This window comes from Novosphingobium sp. MD-1, from assembly GCF_001014975.1.
Classification (GTDB): domain Bacteria; phylum Pseudomonadota; class Alphaproteobacteria; order Sphingomonadales; family Sphingomonadaceae; genus Novosphingobium.
Map to the genome: position 1 here is coordinate 224234 of NZ_BBXA01000020.1, position 14886 is coordinate 239119.

Below are 14886 nucleotides of genomic sequence, written 5' to 3' on the forward strand. Positions count from 1 at the left end.
GCGAGCGGCCGACTGGCGCAATTGTGCCTTGCAAACAATCATAAAGCCGGGTCGCCCAGCGGCGCCCCGGCTTTATCACGCCCGCGAACCAGCCTTCGCGGGAAATGCCCGGAAGCGCCCCGCAAGACGCTTCCGGGAGGTGTTCAGAAGCGATAGGCCACGCCGGCCAGGACCTGATGACGGTCCCACTTGCCGGTGCCCTGGCTCGCATCGTTGTAGCGGTATTCGAGCCGGGTCGAGAAATGCGGCGTCAGCGAGCGTTCCACGCCGCCACCGACGACCCATGCGTCACGGTCTTCGCCCGCGTTGGCATTGGCCAGATAGGTGCGGGCGCGGATGCTGGAATAGCCGCCACGGGCATAGACCAGCGTCTTGTCGTTGACGAGGTAGCCCGCGCGGACGGTCAGATCGATCGAGCGCTTCGGATCGATGGTGACGCCCGGGCCATAGACGTTGTCCTGGATGCCCCAGTTGATGCCCGCCTCGGCGCCGACGACGACCTTCGGGTTGATCTTGTGGTCATAGCCGATGAAGCCGCCCAGCTCGAAGGAATCCTTCTTGCCGTTCACGCCCACGGCGCCGACATCGGTGTTGATCCCGCCGATCTTGTCCTGGTTCCAACCGGCCTGCACGCCCACGAAGGGCCCGTTGAAGGGTTCGGCCGAGGCCGGAGCGGCCAGCCCGATTGCCAGTGCGGAAGCCGCGGCGGAAACAAGAAAAGTCCTCATATTCAATCTCCTGCAAGACGAGGCGCGTAGCTCAGCGTCTCGGCGGCCCATGTAGTGCGGGCGCAGGCGATTGGGATTGGCATTAGGTCGAAGAAGATGTTCGACCTTTCCCGAACTTGACGGGTTTGCGACGAAGCCGGGATTGGCGGTCAACCCGGCGGAGCGCAGGAAAATCGTCTGCGCGTATTTTGCACCTGCCGCACCCGGGCGCGCGGGATCACCGCCGCGCGGCGCCGCCATGCGTGCCCCGTAGCACGCCAGACATGCGTTCAGATTTCGGAATCTTCCAGAACGGCCGCGCGCAGATCCTCGATGCCCAGCTTCAGCTCGGACGAGGTGACCAGCACTTGCGGATAGGCGGCCGTGCGCTTACGCGCCGCCGCCTGCGTATCGGCCAGCACTTGCGCCAGGTCGGTGGCCTTGATCTTGTCCGCCTTGGTCAGCACCACGCGATAGCCAACGCCCGCCTCGTCGAGCATCTGCATCATCTCGTCATCGACCGGCTTCACGCCGTGGCGGCTGTCGATCAGCAGCAGCGTGCGCTTCAGCACGACGCGGCCGCGCAGGTAATCGCGCACCAGCCGCCGCCATTGCTCCACCACCTTGGGCGGAGCCTTGGCGAAGCCGTAACCGGGCATGTCGACCAGCCGCAGGCGTGTGGGCTCGCCCACTTCGAAGAAGTTCAGTTCCTGCGTGCGCCCCGGCGTGACCGAGGTGCGCGCGATCGACTTGCGGCCGGTCAGAGCGTTGAGCAGCGAGGATTTGCCGACGTTGGACCGCCCGGCAAAGGCGATCTCCGGCACTTCGGGATCGGGCAGGAACTTGAGCGCCGGGGCGGACTTCAGGAAGTCTACCCGCCCGGCAAACAGCAACCGCGCGCTTTCCAGAAGGTCCGCGCGGGCTGCCTGCTCCTCGGGCGAGAGCGCGGGAGACGAGAGCGCGGGTTCGCTCACCGCGCCTTCGGCTTCTTGTCGCGCGCGGCTGCGCGGTCGATGTCCTGCTGGTCCTTCGACGCCTGCGCCTTCAACTGCGGGTGGCGGCTGTAGAGGTACTTCTGCTGCCCGATGGTGAGCAGGTTGGACGTGATCCAGTAGATCAGCAGGCCCGCCGCGAACGGCGCCATCACGAACATCATGATCCACGGCATCATGCCCATGACCTGCTGCTGCGCCGGGTCCATCGCCGCCGGCTGGAGCTTGAACTGCAGCCACATGGTGATGCCGAGCAGGATCGCGAGGATGCCGATGCCCAGGAAGCTGGGCGGATCGAACGGCAGCAGGCCGAACAGGTTCAGCACGTGCAGCGGATCGGGCGAGGAAAGGTCCTTGATCCACAGCACAAACGGCTGGTGGCGCATTTCGATGGTCAGCACCAGCACCTTGTACAGCGCGAAGAACACCGGAATCTGCAGGAAGATCGGCAGGCAGCCGGCAAGCGGGTTGACGCCCTCCTGCTTGTACAGCGCCATCACTTCCTGCTGCTGCTTCTGCTTGTCGTCCTTGTAGCGTTCCTGGATCGCCTTCATCTTCGGCTGGATCGCGCGCATCGCCGCCATCGAGGCGAACTGGCGCTGCGCCACCGGGAACATCATGCCGCGCACGATCAGCGTAAGCAGGATGATCGCCACGCCAAAGTTGCCAACGGTGCGGAACAACGCATCGAGCAGCCAGAAGATCGGCTTTTCGAACCAGCGGAACCAGCCCCAGTCGATCGACAGCGACAGGTTGGTGATCCCCGCCTTCTCATAGCGTTCGAGCGTGGCGTTTTCCTTGGCCCCGGCGAACAGGCGTACGGTCTGGCTGGCCTGCTGCCCCGCCGCGACGGTGACCGGGTTATAAAGCAGGTCGGCGCGGAACAGGCCATCGCCCAGCGCGCGGAAATCGCCCTGCGCCTGCGTGCCGCCATCGGGAATCAGCGCGGAGAGCCAGTAGATGTCGGTAAAGCCGATCCAGTTCGGCTTGCCCTTGGGCGTGACCGTGCCCGTGCCGATCACGTCCTTGTAGTTGTTGCTGAAATCGACCGAACCATCGAACGCGCCGATCGGCCCGGAATGCACGTTCCAGGTATCGAGGCTGGCGGTGCGGTCGGTCCGGTTGACGAGCGCGAAGGGGCGCACCACCACCGGCGCGCCACCCCCGTTGGCCACCGTCTGCGTGGCCGTGACCATATAAGCATCGTCGATCGCGTAACGGATCGCGAAGGTCTGCCCCGTCGGGTTGGTCCACTTGAGCGTGACCGGGGTCTGCTGCGTCAGCTTCCGGCCATCCGCCTGCCAGACCGTGTTGGCATCAGGGGCCTGCACGCCCTGCCCGACCCAGCCGAACTGCGCGAAGTGCTGCGCCGGCGTGCCGGCGGGCGAGAACAGGCGGACAGAGGCGCTGTCCTTGGCGATGGTCTCGCGATACTTGTTGAGCGTGAGGTCATCCAGCACACCGCCGACGAGGTTGATCGAGCCCTTGACGCCCGGCGCCTCGATCGCGACGCGCTGCGACGAGGCGAGCGCGAGCTTGAGGTCCTGCTTTTCCAGCGCAACATCGGCGGGGTTGAGCAGGCCACCTTCGCGCGTCGGCTTGGCAGGCCGCGCATCCGCACCGGCCGGCGCCGGGGAAGCGCTGGCGCTAGCGACGGGCTTGGCAGGCTGCGGGAAGAAATACCGCGTGCCGAGATCCCAGCCGAGCAGCAGCAGGGCCGTGAGCGCCACCGCCCAGATCAGATTGCGCTGATTTTCCACTCTGCCTCGCGTTCTTGTCTTTGCTTGCCTTGCAGGAAGATGCCCGGTGGACCATGCGACCGCCGGAACATCGCGTCTCAGGGCACCGGATCGTAGCCGTGGCCGCCCCAAGGGTGGCAGCGCAATAGCCGCTTCGTCGCCAGCCAGCCACCCCTAATCGCGCCGTGCTTCTCGACCGCCTCGATCGCGTATTGCGAGCAGGACGGCATGTAGCGGCAGGAGGGCGGAAGCACCCGCGAAGGGCCAAGCTGCCAGCCCCGCGCGATCAGGATGAGCAGGCGTTTCATCATGGCCGGCGCTCTTTGCCGCCCGTTGCCTTGCCATCTGCCGCCTTGCCGCCGCGGGAGCGCCGGCGTGGCGGATCGCCCTTGCCGGCGGCGGCCCGTGCCAGCGCCTGCGCCAGTTCCTGCCGCAGCAGCGCGAAATCCCGCTCGACCCCGCCTTCGCGGCCGATCAGCACGTGGTCCGCGCCGGGCACGCCAATGGCCGGGAGCGCGTCGCGCAGCAGTTCACGGAACCGGCGTTTCATGCGGTTGCGGACCACCGCGTTGCCGATCTTCTTGGTGACCGTAACGCCGAACCGCATCGCCCCTTCGGGGTGCGAAACGGGGTTCACCAACAGCACGAATCCGGGCCTTGCGACCCGGATCCCGCGATTGGCTGCCAGGAAATCCGCACGCTTCGCCAGCGTGGCGGGCTGCTTGCGCGGAACAGCCGGACCGGGCACGTCAGCCCGGATGCCGTCCGCGCAAGTCCGGTCGGCGATCAGGCCGAAAGGTTCTTGCGGCCGCGGGCGCGGCGCGCGCGCAGCACCTTGCGACCACCGACAGTGGCGGTGCGGGCGCGGAAACCGTGACGGCGGGCACGCACGAGGCGGCTGGGCTGGAAAGTGCGCTTCATCGCTAAACTCTTCTCGCTCGAATCTGCAAAAGGACACCGCCGCCGCAAGCGACGGGCCGGAATCAGAGGGCGGCCGATACGCAAGCATGGCCCGCGCGTCAAGCATTCCCGCGCATCATGGCCGCTGACGGCGCCATCCATGGCCCGCCCCATCAGCCGCATGGCCGCTATTGTAGCGCCATCCGCGTTCCGTTAGGCCCTGTCCATGGGTTCAGCGCCAAATCCCCAAACCGCCCCGATCGGCATCACCTCCCCGCCGGGCGGCGGCAGATGGCGCCGCAATGCGCCGCGCACGTCGGTCTTCGCCTTGTTCGGCGTGGTCGCTCTGGCGCTTCTGGGCGCTTTCGTCCTGATCTTCGCGACCGTGGAGGCAGAACGGATCCAGCGCAGCCAGGCCGCGCGCACTTCGACCGTTCTGGTCGCCCTCAATGGCGTCGTGGGTGCCACGCTCAACGGAGAAACGGCCCAGCGCGGCTATTTCATCACCTATGACAAGCGCTACCTCGCCCCCTACTGGCGCGGACAGAAGGCCTACGAGACGGAGATCGCGCGGGTGCGGTCCAGCCTAGGGGCAGAGGCCACGCAACAACAGACGGAACTGGTCGACGAGATCGAGCGGCTGGGCGATGCCAAGTGGGCCGAAATGGGCGCGACAGTAACGCTGGTGGCCAGAGGCGAGATCGCCGCGGCGCATGCCCGCATTCTCAGCGACGAAGGGCAACTCGCCATGGACGGGCTGCGCGAGGCGGTCGGACGCCTGGAGACGGTGGAGCGCGCGAGGCTGGCGGACGCCAGCCACCGCGCCGCGCGCACCGAAGCGCGGATCGTGCCGCTGCTGTCGCTGCTGTTCGCGGTGATCGTCTGCGCGCTGGCGCTGGGTCTGTGGCAGACGGTGCGTATGAGCCGCGCCGAGGCCGCCGCCGCCAATGCCGAAGCGATCGCGGAGGCGCGTGACCGTGCCGACCTGCTCGCCAAGGAACTGAACCATCGCGTGAAGAACCTGTTCGCGGTGATTCTGGCGGTGGTGAAGATGTCGGCGCGGGGCGATACCGCTGCCGCGCCCGCGGTGGACCGGATCAGCAAGCGCATCCATGCCCTCGTCACCGCGCACGACGTGACGCAGGGTGGCGACGGCGCGGAGGCCGATTCGCGGGTCGACCTGGCCGACCTGATCGGCAAGACGATCGCGCCCTACCGTTCCTCTGGCGAACGCTGCGTGCTCGATGGTCCGGCCCTGGCCATTGACGGGCGACACGCCATGCCGCTGGGCCTGGTGCTGCACGAAATGGTGACCAATGCGGTCAAGTACGGCGCATGGGCGCGCGCCGGGGGGCTGCTGGAAGTTCGCTGGCAGGATGTGGACGGCCGCGTGCGGCTGGTCTGGCGCGAGGAAAGCGAGAACGCCCCGCCGCCGCCCGAAGGCGGCAAGCCGGAACGCGAAGGCTTTGGATCGATGCTGATGCGCAGCTCGGCCCGCCAGCTCGGTGGCACCATCGAACGCCGCTTCGAGACGGCCGGCATCGTGATCGAGATCGACTTCCCCAGGGTGGGCTGACAGGAACGGCTTCCCCAACCCGGGGGAAGCCGTCCTTCCGGTTACCGGTGCTTGGCCTCGCGCGTGGACTGCACCATGCCGGGCGTGATGAAGCCCAGCGGCCCGGGTTCCATCGCGCGCTTCTTCAGTTCGCCTTTCATCCGGGCGTAGTCTTCCTCCATTTCCGGCGTCACCGTGGCGCGCGAATGTTCGAGCGCATCGGCGAAATCGGCGGCGTTGACCGTTTCCACCCCGCCGCCCGCGCGGCGAATGGCGTTCAGGCCGGCGCGGCGCACCACGTCTTCCAGATCGGCGCCGGTGAAGCGCTCGGTCTCCGCCGCGATGCGATCGAGATCGACATCGCCGGCCAGCGGCATCGCCTTGGTGTGGATGCGCAGGATGCGCGCCCGCCCCTCGGCGCTGGGCGTGCCAACATAGACCAGCTCGTCGAAACGGCCGGGGCGCAGCAACGCCGGATCGACCAGGTTGGGCCGGTTGGTGGCGCCGATCAGCACCACCGACTGCAATTCCTCCAGACCGTCCATCTCCGCCAGGATGGTATTGACCACGCGCGCCGTCACCTGCGGTTCACCCACCCCGGTGCCGCGCGCGGGAACCAGGCTGTCGATCTCGTCGATGAACACCACGCAGGGCGCCACCTGCCGCGCGCGGGCAAACAGCTTGGCGATCTGCTGTTCGCTTTCGCCGTACCACTTGCTGAGCAGGTCGGAGGATTTGATGGCGATGAAGTTCGCCTCCGCCTCCTTGGCCACCGCCTTGGCCAGCAGCGTCTTGCCGGTACCCGGCGGGCCATAGAGCAGGAAGCCCTTGGCCGGCCGGATGCCGAGGCGGTGGAACGCTTCGGGCGTCTTCAGCGGCAGTTCCACGCCTTCGCGCAGCTTGTCCTGCGCCTCGTCGAGCCCACCGATGTCGCTCCAGCCGATCGTGGGCGCCTGCACCATGACCTCGCGCATCGCGCTCGGCTGCACGCGCTTGAGCGCCTGGACGAAATCGTCGCGCTCCACGCGCAGCGCGTCGAGCACTTCGGGCGGGATCGTCTGCTGGTCGAAATCGAGCCGGGGCATGATCCGGCGCACTGCCTCGATCGCCGCCTCGCGCGCCAGCGCGGCAAGGTCGGCGCCGACAAAGCCGTGCGTGGTCCGCGCCAGTTCGCGCAGATCGACATCCTCCGCCAGCGGCATGCCGCGGGTGTGGATGCCCAGGATCTCCCGCCGGCCGCTCTCGTCGGGCACGCCGACCACGATCTCGCGGTCGAACCGGCCGGGCCGGCGCAGCGCCTCGTCGATCGCGTCGGGCCGGTTGGTCGCGGCGATGACGACGAGGTTGGACCGCGCCTGCAGCCCGTCCATCAGCGTCAGCAGCTGCGCGACCAGCCGCTTCTCCGCCTCGCCATGCACTTCGCTACGCTTGGGCGCGATCGAATCGATCTCGTCGATGAAGATGATCGAGGGCGCGTTCTTGGTCGCCTCCTCGAACACCTCGCGCAGGTGCTTCTCGCTCTCGCCATAGGCCGAGCCCATGATTTCCGGGCCGTTGATGGTGAAGAAGCTGGCATCGCTTTCGTTGGCGACGGCGCGTGCAAGCCGGGTCTTGCCGGTGCCCGGCGGGCCATGCAGCAGCACGCCCTTCGGCGGATCGACGCCCAGCCGCGTGAACAGTTCGGGATAGCGCAGCGGCAGTTCCACCATCTCGCGCAGCTGGCGGATGGTATCGCCCATGCCGCCCACGTCATCGTAGTTCACGTCGGCGCGGCTGCTGCGCGGTTCCTCGTATTCGGCGCGCAGTTCGACTTCGGTGTTCTCGTCGATGTGGACCACGCCCTTGGGCACGGTCGACACCACGGTGAGGCGGATCTGCGTGAGCGCGAAGGCCGGCGCGTTGAGCATCTGGCGCAGTTGCGGCGGCATGTCGCCCCGGTTGACCTGCTGCTGCCCCGCCGTCGCGACGAGATCCCCGGTCACCAGCGGCCGACCGGCGAAATTGCGCTTGAGCGCGATGGCCGGCCCCTGCAGCCGCAGATCGCGCTGCGCCGGGGCAAAGACCACGCGCTGCGCCGGACGCGTTTCGATCTTGCGCACTTCGACGTGTTCGCCCGAACCGACATCGGCATTGGCACGCTGCAACCCGTCAAGCCGGATCACTTCCAGCCCCTCGTCTTCGGGGTACGGCAGTATCGCCCGCGCGGCCGTGCTGCGCTTGCCGGTGATCTCGATGACGTCGCCTTCGGTCACGCCGAGCTGGCCCATGACCGCGCGGCTGATCCGCGCGATGCCGTGGCCGCTTTCCTCCTGCCGGGCTCCGGCGACCTGAAGCCGCACGACCCTGGTGTCCTCGCGTGTCGCTATATCCGCCATGGCCCCTTTCCGTCCGAAACATTGCCTGATCCAGAGCTAGGAACCGGGCGATGCTTTTTCAAACGTCGAACGGAAGAAACGGTTGCAGGAAAAGCAACCGAAAGCCGGCGCACGCCCAAAGCGCCACCGCCGGGCGTGTCACGAGGACAAGAAAAAGCCCGACCGTTACCGACCGGGCTGAAAAGTTTTGGGAGAGGATGCCTGAAAGGCAGTTTTCGTATGCCTAGCAAACAAAAATTGTGCAAGTGCGAAACAGTCAACTACAATTGCAAAAACTGCAATATGACTGTTTTCTATACGCTTTCCTGATCGCTTTCCGTAACTATGCGTAGCAAATGCGTGTCATTTCGGGAGCACGAATACCACCGGCCGCCGCAATGCTGCAATGCAACCGCAACCGGTCAGCGCCCGCGCGCGCAGCCCCGCTCGATGTCCGGCCCGATCTCGCGCGTCACCGCGTAAGGGTACACGCGATCGGACATGCCATCGCTGCATGGCCCGGCGGCGATGCGCAGGGTCAGCGGCTTGCCGTCGAGCGTGCCGGCAAATTCGACGAAATCAGACCCGGCGCGCCGGGTTACGGTGATTTTCGCGCCGGCCGGGAAATCCGGCGTGGAATACGTCAGGGCCGTGCCGTCGATGTCCGCCCCCCAGAACGGTTCGGTGCCGGTGGCGCGCAGCCGGGCGGGCAAGGCCAGCGTATCGGCCGCAACAGTCCCGGCATGGCCCGGACCGGAACGGGGTGACTCGACCGCGACAGAGGGCGATGCCACGATGGCGATGGCCGCATCGGTTGCACCGCCCTGGCCGGTATCGTCTTCGGGCTCTGGCGCGGCATTCCGGCAACCCGTAACCAGCGCGCCGGCCAGCCCCGTCAGCACCAATGCCCTGAAGATGCGCCGCACGGACACGACCATGGTTTCCCGACCACTTGCAGAAAGGCCGGAAACCTAGCCGCAATGCCTCGGGCGCGCCAGTCGGCCGGCGATCAATGCGCCAGAAGCAATGGAATCAGCGACCGGTCGAGCAGGGCGCGCGAAACCCCGCCCAGCAACAGTTCGCGCAACCGGCTGTGCCCGAACACCCCCATCACGATGAGTCCGGCGCCCAGATTGCGCGCCGTCTCCTCGATCGTGGCCGCGATCGTCCCCTTGGGCTCCACCGCGTGAACCTCGGCGGTCACGCCATGCCGCGAAAGGTAGCGCGCCGCATCGGCGGCGGGGAAATCCTCCGATTTCTCCCGCACGGTAACGATGTGGACCTGGCTGGCCAGCCGCAGCAGCGGCAACGACGCACGCAGCGCGTTCGCCGCCTCATGGCCGCCATCCCATGCCACGACAGCCGGACCATCGAACACGAGCATCGGCACGCCCTTGGGCAGGGCCAGAACCGGGCTGCGCACGCCGACGGCGATTTCTTCAAGCGCCGGCTCGTCCAGACTGGCCACTATGACATCGGTAAAGCGCGATGCCGCGGCGACGCCTTCCACGCGGCCATTGTCGACGATTTCCACGTCGAAAGGCACGTCCTGCGGCGCGAGGCGCGCCTCGAGATCGGCCGCGCGCCTTTCATCCGCCTCCCGCACCTCGGCGATGGCGGCGGCGGAAAGGGTCGCACCGCCGAACGGTTCCCACACGGCCATCTGGGCAAACGGCGTGGCGATCTGGAACGTGACGTGCCCGTTCACCACACGGGCCAGGGCCAACGCTGTTTCGACCCGGTCGTCCAGCGTGGACGACGAATCGACGGGGCAAAGAATGGAGCGCATAGGGATCCTCCTTCAGTGTTGCCTTGTGACTCGCAGCATCGGCCCGCCCGCGCCATGATCCAAGTCAAATCGGATCGATGCGGCGCCGCTTGCCGTGCGGCGCGTGCGCGTCCATGGTCCCGCCGCGAACCCGGAGCAGGGGCCCGGAACCGGGGCCCGGGACAGGGTACATGAGGGAGCAGGCATGGCGTTTCGCGCGGTTATCTTCGATTTTGGCGGCGTCATCACGTCCTCCCCTTTCGAGGCGTTCAACAGGCTGGAGACCGAACGCGGGTTGCCGGCGAACCTGGTCCGCAAAATCAACGCGACCAATCCCGACAGCAACGCCTGGGCGCTGTTCGAGCGCTCGGAGATCGATGCAGCCCGCTTTGACGCGCTGTTTGCCGCCGAAGCGCGTGCGCTGGGGCATGATCTGGAAGGCAGCGCGGTGCTGGCGGTGCTGGCGGGCGCGGTCCGCCCGGCAATGGTCGCCGCGCTCGATCGCATCAAGGCGGCCGGCTATCGCCTGGCCTGCATCACCAACAACGTGCCGGCCGGCCACGGCGCCGGCATGGCGCGCAGCGCCGACGGCAACGACGAGCTGGAACGGATCTTCGCCCGGTTCGAACATGTGATCGAAAGCAGCAAGGCCGGCGTGCGCAAGCCCGATCCGCGCATATACCGGATGATGTGCGAAAAGCTGGGCCTGGAACCGGCGGACTGCATCTACCTCGATGACCTGGGCATAAACTGCAAGCCCGCCGCCGCGCTGGGAATGCACGCGATCAAGGTGACGGGCGAAGCGCAGGCACTGGCGGACCTCTCCACCGCGCTGGGGCTGGAACTGGGCTGATACGGCTCAGCCTTCGATCCTCAGGGCGCCCGCGCGGCGATAGAGTTCCAGGATCACCGGGTCCTGTTCGGTCGCGCGGATCGCCGCCTCGAAGCGGATCGTCCGGCGCGGGCGCGGCAGCACTTCCACCAGCGTTCCCGCCGCCATTTCGGCGCGCACCATCGTTTCCGGCAGCACCGCCGCGCCGCCGCCGCCCGCCACGATCTCCATCAGCATCCGCACGTTGTTGCAGGTGTTGATCGAAGAAGCCTGCACGCGCTGTTCCGCCAGCGTGGCCATGGTCACCGCGTGGAGCGGCGAATGCGCGGGCACCGACCATACCGGCAGCGGCCGCGCGAACCCGCCCTGGGCGACCGTCCCCGGACTCGCCAGCCAGACCAGCCCCACCGACCCGATCCCGCAGGTCCGGATGCCGGGATTTTCCACCGGCCCGGCCAGGAAGGCAATGTCGGTGGTGCCGGCCAGCACCTGCTGCAGCATCCGCGCGGTCAGGTCGATCTCGATCTCCAGCGTCACGCCGGGCAGGTCGCGCTCGATCTGCTGAACGAAGCCGGGCAGACAGCTGGCCGCCGCGATCTCCCCCGCGCCGATCCGCACCACCCCGCTGGCCCCGGCGAAGTCGCTGGCCTTGAGCAACGCGCGTTCGAAGCCCGCCCACAGCGGCTCGCAATCGCGCACCAGTTCGCGCCCGCGCGCGGTCAGCACCATGCGCCGGCCTTCGCGCTGGAAGATTGCGATGCCCAGCTGATCCTCCAGCTCGCGCACCCGCGCGCTGATCGCCGGCTGCGTGGTGTTGAGCCGCTCCGCCGCCGCGCGGAACGTGCCGAGCCGCGCGATCCACAACAGGGTTTCCAGATGGTAGATGGCGATGCGTTTCATAGCCATTGTTTATCATAAAGCATAAAAAAGTATCGCTATTTACAATTGATCTTTGCCGTTAGGATCGCGCGCGGAAAAGGGAGAGACCCGGATGTCCAAGAAGCTCTATCCCGATGCGGCAGCGGCGCTCGACGGCCTGTTGCGCGACGGCCTGCTCATCACCTGCGGTGGCTTCGGCCTGTGCGGCGTGCCCGAACGCCTGCTCGACGCGGTGCGCGATTCGGGCGTGAAGGACCTGACCTTCGCCAGCAACAACGCCGGCATCGACAACGAAGGCATCGGCAAGCTGCTGCGCACGCGGCAGGTGAAGAAGATGATCTCGTCCTACGTCGGCGAGAACAAGGAATTCGAGCGCCAGTACCTTTCGGGCGAGCTGGAAGTGGAATTCTGCCCGCAGGGCACGCTGGCCGAGCGGATGCGCGCCGGCGGCGCGGGCATTCCGGGCTTCTACACCAAGACCGGCGTCGGCACGCTGGTGGCCGAAGGCAAGGAAGTGAAGGTCTTCAACGGCGAGGAATATATCCTCGAACAGGGCATCTTCGCCGATCTGGCGCTGGTGAAGGCGTGGAAGGCCGACGAGAGCGGCAACGTGGTGTTCCGCAAGACCGCGCGCAATTTCAACGTGCCCGCCGCCACCGCCGGCAAGGTCTGCGTGGTGGAAGTGGAGGAAGTGGTGCCCACCGGCAGCCTCGATCCCGACGCGATCCACCTGCCGGGCGTTTACGTCCAGCGCATGATCGTGGGCGCGCCCTACGACAAGAAGATCGAATTCCGCACCGTGCGTGCAAGGGAGACCGCGTAATGGCTTGGACCCGCGACGAAATGGCCGCCCGCGCGGCCAAGGAACTGCAGGACGGGTTCTACGTGAACCTGGGCATCGGCATCCCGACGCTGGTGGCGAACCACATTCCGGCCGGCATGGAAGTGACGCTCCAGTCCGAGAACGGGATGCTGGGCATCGGCCCCTTCCCCTATGAGGACGAAGTGGACGCCGACCTGATCAACGCAGGCAAGCAGACGATCAGCGAACTGCCGCAGTCCGCCTATTTCGACAGCGCGCAAAGCTTCGCCATGATCCGGGGCGGGCATATCGACCTGACCGTGCTGGGCGCGATGGAAGTGGCCGAAAACGGCGATATCGCCAACTGGATGGTGCCCGGCAAGATGATCAAGGGCATGGGCGGCGCGATGGATCTCGTCGCCGGCGTGAAGAAGATCATCGTCGTCATGGAACATTGCGCCAAGGACGGCAGCCCCAAGTTCATCCCGGCCTGCACGCTGCCGCTGACCGGCCGCAACGTGGTGGACATGGTCGTGACCGACCTGGCCGTGTTCCAGCGCCCGGACCACGCGTCGCCGTTCCGCCTGATCGAGCTTGCGCCCGGCGTGACGGCGGACGACGTTCGTGCCAAGACGACGGCGCACTATATCGACTAGGGGACGAATACCATGAGCGCCGAACTCGCCGCGATCCCGCTGACCCGCATCGACGGCCAGCCCGATACCCTGGCCAACCATGCCGGCAACGTCCTGCTGGTGGTGAACGTCGCGTCGAAGTGCGGGCTGACCCCGCAGTACGAGGCGCTGGAGGCGCTCTACGAGTCCCGCCGGGATGCGGGTTTCGAGGTGCTGGGATTTCCGGCCAACGATTTCGGCGCGCAGGAGCCCGGCACGCACGAGGAAATCGCCGCGTTCTGTTCGCTGAACTATGGCGTGACCTTCCCGCTTTTTGCCAAGGCGGACGTGACGGGACCGGGCAAGCAGCCGCTCTATGCCGCGCTGACGCAGGCGCAACCCGCCAAGACCGGCCCGGCCGCCGAATTCCGCGAACGGCTGAAGGGCTATGGCATGACGCCTACCGAGGACCCGGAAGTGCTGTGGAACTTCGAGAAGTTCGTGATCGCGCGCGACGGCAGCGTGGTTGCCCGCTTTGCCCCGGCGGTGACGCCCGACGATCCGGCCCTGACAGCGGTGATCGAGGCGGAACTGGCCAAGCCCGCCTGAGGTTCGCATGTCCTACACGCTGATAACCGCCAACCGGAACTATTCCAGCTGGTCGCTGCGGCCCTGGCTATTGATGAAGGCGCTCGGCATTCCCTTCGCGGAACGGTTCGAGCCCTTCACCAAACCCAGCAATTACGACGAGTTCCGGGCCTTTTCGCCGACGGGCCAGGTGCCGGTATTGATCGACGGCGAACGCACGGTGTGGGATTCGCTGGGCATCGCGCTGTACCTGGCGGACCGCCACCCCGGCGTGTGGCCGGCGGATGAGGCGGCGCGCGCCTTTGCCCATGGCATCGTCGCGGAAATGCACGGCGGCTTCAGCGCGCTGCGCAACGATTGCACGATGAACGTGGGCGTGCGGGTAAAGCCGCGCCCGATGTCGGCGGCGCTGCTGCGCGACGTGGCGCGGGTGGCCGAGATCTTCACGCAGGGCCTCGACCGCTTCGGCGGCCCGTGGCTGGCGGGCGAGGCTTTCAGTGCGACGGACGCCTTCTTCGCGCCGGTCGCCTTCCGCGTGCGGACCTATGGCCTTGACGTCGGCCGAGGGCAGGCGTGGGTCGATCAGGTGCTGGCGCATCCCGCCATGCGGGACTGGGAACAGCAGGCGCTGGCCGAAACCTGGCGCGAGGCGGGCCATGAAGCGGAGCTCGCTGCCGCCGGCGAGATCATCGCCGACTACCGCAAGGCTTGAGGCCTATTCGCCGCGTTCCTCGCGCTCGCGCGCGTTGAGCTTTGCCCACAGGCCCTCGGTGCCCGCTTCCACTGCCTTGTTCACGTATTGGGAGGCGGCCAGCCAGCCCTTGAACGGGCGCAGCGTGGCAAGGCAGCCGATGGCGAGGACCGGCACCGAGGTCAGCACGTGGACCCACCACGGCGGATCGTAGGCGACCTGCACCCACACGACCAGGAACGTCAACGGAAACGCGGTGATGCACAACGCGAAGAAGGCCGGGCCATCGTCCGTGTTGGCGAAGCTGTAATCCAGCCCGCAGCTTTCGCAGCGGTCCGCCAGCTTCAGCCAGCCCTTGAACATGTGCCCCTTGCCGCAGCGGGGGCAACGCCCTTCCCAGCCGGATTTGAGAATCCAGCGAAACTTGTCGTTTTCGGCCATCGTCCGTGCTTCCTGCCTCGTTTA

The 14886-nt window shown here is 66.9% G+C and carries 17 protein-coding genes; 6 read left to right on the forward strand and 11 right to left on the reverse strand.

Translation table 11 applies throughout. The features are described from left to right. Positions 1-143: 143 nt before the first annotated feature. The 6 genes from NMD1_RS05970 to rpmH all read right to left on the reverse strand — a co-directional run bounded on the left by NMD1_RS05970 (position 144) and on the right by rpmH (position 4359). Positions 144-728 carry an outer membrane protein gene (locus tag NMD1_RS05970; protein WP_125954051.1) on the reverse strand — a complete coding sequence of 195 codons (585 nt, stop codon included), beginning with the start codon at positions 726-728 and terminating at the stop codon, positions 144-146. Positions 729-997: 269 nt separating this feature from the next. Further along, positions 998-1681 (reverse strand): ribosome biogenesis GTP-binding protein YihA/YsxC, encoded by a 684-nt coding sequence (gene yihA, locus NMD1_RS05975; protein ID WP_125954052.1) that lies wholly within the window; start codon positions 1679-1681, stop codon positions 998-1000. After that, entirely contained in the window at positions 1678-3459 is a 1782-nt protein-coding gene (gene yidC / locus NMD1_RS05980) for a membrane protein insertase YidC (RefSeq protein ID WP_125954053.1), read from the reverse strand. Before yidC ends, yihA begins: the two co-directional genes overlap by 4 nt. A 77-nt stretch (positions 3460-3536) precedes the next feature. Continuing rightward, positions 3537-3749 carry a membrane protein insertion efficiency factor YidD gene (gene yidD, locus NMD1_RS05985; protein ID WP_124808139.1) on the reverse strand — a complete coding sequence of 71 codons (213 nt, stop codon included), beginning with the start codon at positions 3747-3749 and terminating at the stop codon, positions 3537-3539. Further along, entirely contained in the window at positions 3746-4186 is a 441-nt protein-coding gene (gene rnpA / locus NMD1_RS05990) for a ribonuclease P protein component (RefSeq protein WP_375600789.1), read from the reverse strand. The genes yidD and rnpA overlap by 4 nt, the downstream gene beginning before the upstream one ends. Positions 4187-4224: 38 nt before the next feature. Beyond that, complete coding sequence (rpmH, locus tag NMD1_RS05995) at positions 4225-4359, reverse strand: 50S ribosomal protein L34 (RefSeq protein WP_018075531.1); 135 nt, start codon at positions 4357-4359, stop codon at positions 4225-4227. A 205-nt stretch (positions 4360-4564) separates the two neighbouring features. On the opposite strand from rpmH, the gene NMD1_RS06000 reads away from it, so the two are divergent. Continuing rightward, positions 4565-5914 (forward strand): sensor histidine kinase, encoded by a 1350-nt coding sequence (locus tag NMD1_RS06000; protein WP_124808138.1) that lies wholly within the window; start codon positions 4565-4567, stop codon positions 5912-5914. A 41-nt stretch (positions 5915-5955) separates the two neighbouring features. Here NMD1_RS06000 and NMD1_RS06005 read toward each other — a convergent pair whose 3' ends face one another. The 3 genes from NMD1_RS06005 to NMD1_RS06015 all read right to left on the reverse strand — a co-directional run bounded on the left by NMD1_RS06005 (position 5956) and on the right by NMD1_RS06015 (position 10036). Then, positions 5956-8268 (reverse strand): CDC48 family AAA ATPase, encoded by a 2313-nt coding sequence (locus NMD1_RS06005; RefSeq protein ID WP_125954054.1) that lies wholly within the window; start codon positions 8266-8268, stop codon positions 5956-5958. A gap of 401 nt (positions 8269-8669) precedes the next feature. Further along, positions 8670-9185: a COG3650 family protein gene (locus tag NMD1_RS06010; protein ID WP_125954055.1), complete on the reverse strand. Its 516-nt coding sequence runs from the start codon at positions 9183-9185 to the stop codon at positions 8670-8672. 71 nt (positions 9186-9256) lie between these two features. Beyond that, complete coding sequence (locus tag NMD1_RS06015; protein WP_124808135.1) at positions 9257-10036, reverse strand: universal stress protein; 780 nt, start codon at positions 10034-10036, stop codon at positions 9257-9259. 184 nt (positions 10037-10220) lie between these two features. Between NMD1_RS06015 and NMD1_RS06020 the strand changes: the two genes are divergently transcribed. Next, positions 10221-10868 carry an HAD-IA family hydrolase gene (locus NMD1_RS06020; RefSeq protein ID WP_125954056.1) on the forward strand — a complete coding sequence of 216 codons (648 nt, stop codon included), beginning with the start codon at positions 10221-10223 and terminating at the stop codon, positions 10866-10868. A gap of 6 nt (positions 10869-10874) precedes the next feature. Here the strand turns inward: NMD1_RS06020 and NMD1_RS06025 are convergent, their stop codons facing one another. Further along, positions 10875-11747, reverse strand: a complete 873-nt coding sequence (locus tag NMD1_RS06025; protein ID WP_125954164.1) for a LysR family transcriptional regulator — start codon at positions 11745-11747, stop codon at positions 10875-10877. Positions 11748-11838: 91 nt separating this feature from the next. Here NMD1_RS06025 and NMD1_RS06030 point away from each other — a divergent pair, with 91 nt between their 5' ends. From NMD1_RS06030 to NMD1_RS06045, 4 genes are read left to right on the forward strand one after another with little or no spacing between them, the layout of a single operon-like run. Beyond that, positions 11839-12549, forward strand: a complete 711-nt coding sequence (locus tag NMD1_RS06030; protein WP_124808132.1) for a CoA transferase subunit A — start codon at positions 11839-11841, stop codon at positions 12547-12549. Further along, on the forward strand, positions 12549-13184 hold the full coding sequence (locus tag NMD1_RS06035) for a CoA transferase subunit B (RefSeq protein ID WP_124808131.1): 636 nt from the start codon (positions 12549-12551) through the stop codon (positions 13182-13184). The genes NMD1_RS06030 and NMD1_RS06035 overlap by 1 nt, the downstream gene beginning before the upstream one ends. 12 nt (positions 13185-13196) lie before the next feature. After that, positions 13197-13751, forward strand: a complete 555-nt coding sequence (locus NMD1_RS06040; protein WP_124808130.1) for a glutathione peroxidase — start codon at positions 13197-13199, stop codon at positions 13749-13751. A gap of 7 nt (positions 13752-13758) precedes the next feature. Next, positions 13759-14442 carry a glutathione S-transferase family protein gene (locus tag NMD1_RS06045; protein WP_125954057.1) on the forward strand — a complete coding sequence of 228 codons (684 nt, stop codon included), beginning with the start codon at positions 13759-13761 and terminating at the stop codon, positions 14440-14442. Between the two features lie 3 nt (positions 14443-14445). On the opposite strand, the gene NMD1_RS06050 is transcribed toward NMD1_RS06045, so the two are convergent. Further along, on the reverse strand, positions 14446-14862 hold the full coding sequence (locus NMD1_RS06050; protein ID WP_124808128.1) for a DUF983 domain-containing protein: 417 nt from the start codon (positions 14860-14862) through the stop codon (positions 14446-14448). Positions 14863-14886 lie beyond the last annotated feature (24 nt).

What these genes read in the sequence shown, in the direction of transcription:
- yidD (WP_124808139.1), bottom strand. Translation starts at nt 3,749, where the DNA reads ATGATGAAACGCCTGCTCATCCTGATCGCGCGGGGCTGGCAGCTTGGC.
- NMD1_RS06030 (WP_124808132.1), top strand. Translation starts at nt 11,839, where the DNA reads ATGTCCAAGAAGCTCTATCCCGATGCGGCAGCGGCGCTCGACGGCCTG.
- NMD1_RS06040 (WP_124808130.1), top strand. Translation starts at nt 13,197, where the DNA reads ATGAGCGCCGAACTCGCCGCGATCCCGCTGACCCGCATCGACGGCCAG.
- NMD1_RS06050 (WP_124808128.1), bottom strand. Translation starts at nt 14,862, where the DNA reads ATGGCCGAAAACGACAAGTTTCGCTGGATTCTCAAATCCGGCTGGGAA.
- NMD1_RS06020 (WP_125954056.1), top strand. Translation starts at nt 10,221, where the DNA reads ATGGCGTTTCGCGCGGTTATCTTCGATTTTGGCGGCGTCATCACGTCC.
- NMD1_RS06005 (WP_125954054.1), bottom strand. Translation starts at nt 8,268, where the DNA reads ATGGCGGATATAGCGACACGCGAGGACACCAGGGTCGTGCGGCTTCAG.
- NMD1_RS06010 (WP_125954055.1), bottom strand. Translation starts at nt 9,185, where the DNA reads ATGGTCGTGTCCGTGCGGCGCATCTTCAGGGCATTGGTGCTGACGGGG.
- NMD1_RS05970 (WP_125954051.1), bottom strand. Translation starts at nt 728, where the DNA reads ATGAGGACTTTTCTTGTTTCCGCCGCGGCTTCCGCACTGGCAATCGGG.
- NMD1_RS06025 (WP_125954164.1), bottom strand. Translation starts at nt 11,747, where the DNA reads ATGAAACGCATCGCCATCTACCATCTGGAAACCCTGTTGTGGATCGCG.
- NMD1_RS06035 (WP_124808131.1), top strand. Translation starts at nt 12,549, where the DNA reads ATGGCTTGGACCCGCGACGAAATGGCCGCCCGCGCGGCCAAGGAACTG.
- NMD1_RS06045 (WP_125954057.1), top strand. Translation starts at nt 13,759, where the DNA reads ATGTCCTACACGCTGATAACCGCCAACCGGAACTATTCCAGCTGGTCG.
- rpmH (WP_018075531.1), bottom strand. Translation starts at nt 4,359, where the DNA reads ATGAAGCGCACTTTCCAGCCCAGCCGCCTCGTGCGTGCCCGCCGTCAC.
- NMD1_RS06015 (WP_124808135.1), bottom strand. Translation starts at nt 10,036, where the DNA reads ATGCGCTCCATTCTTTGCCCCGTCGATTCGTCGTCCACGCTGGACGAC.
- NMD1_RS06000 (WP_124808138.1), top strand. Translation starts at nt 4,565, where the DNA reads ATGGGTTCAGCGCCAAATCCCCAAACCGCCCCGATCGGCATCACCTCC.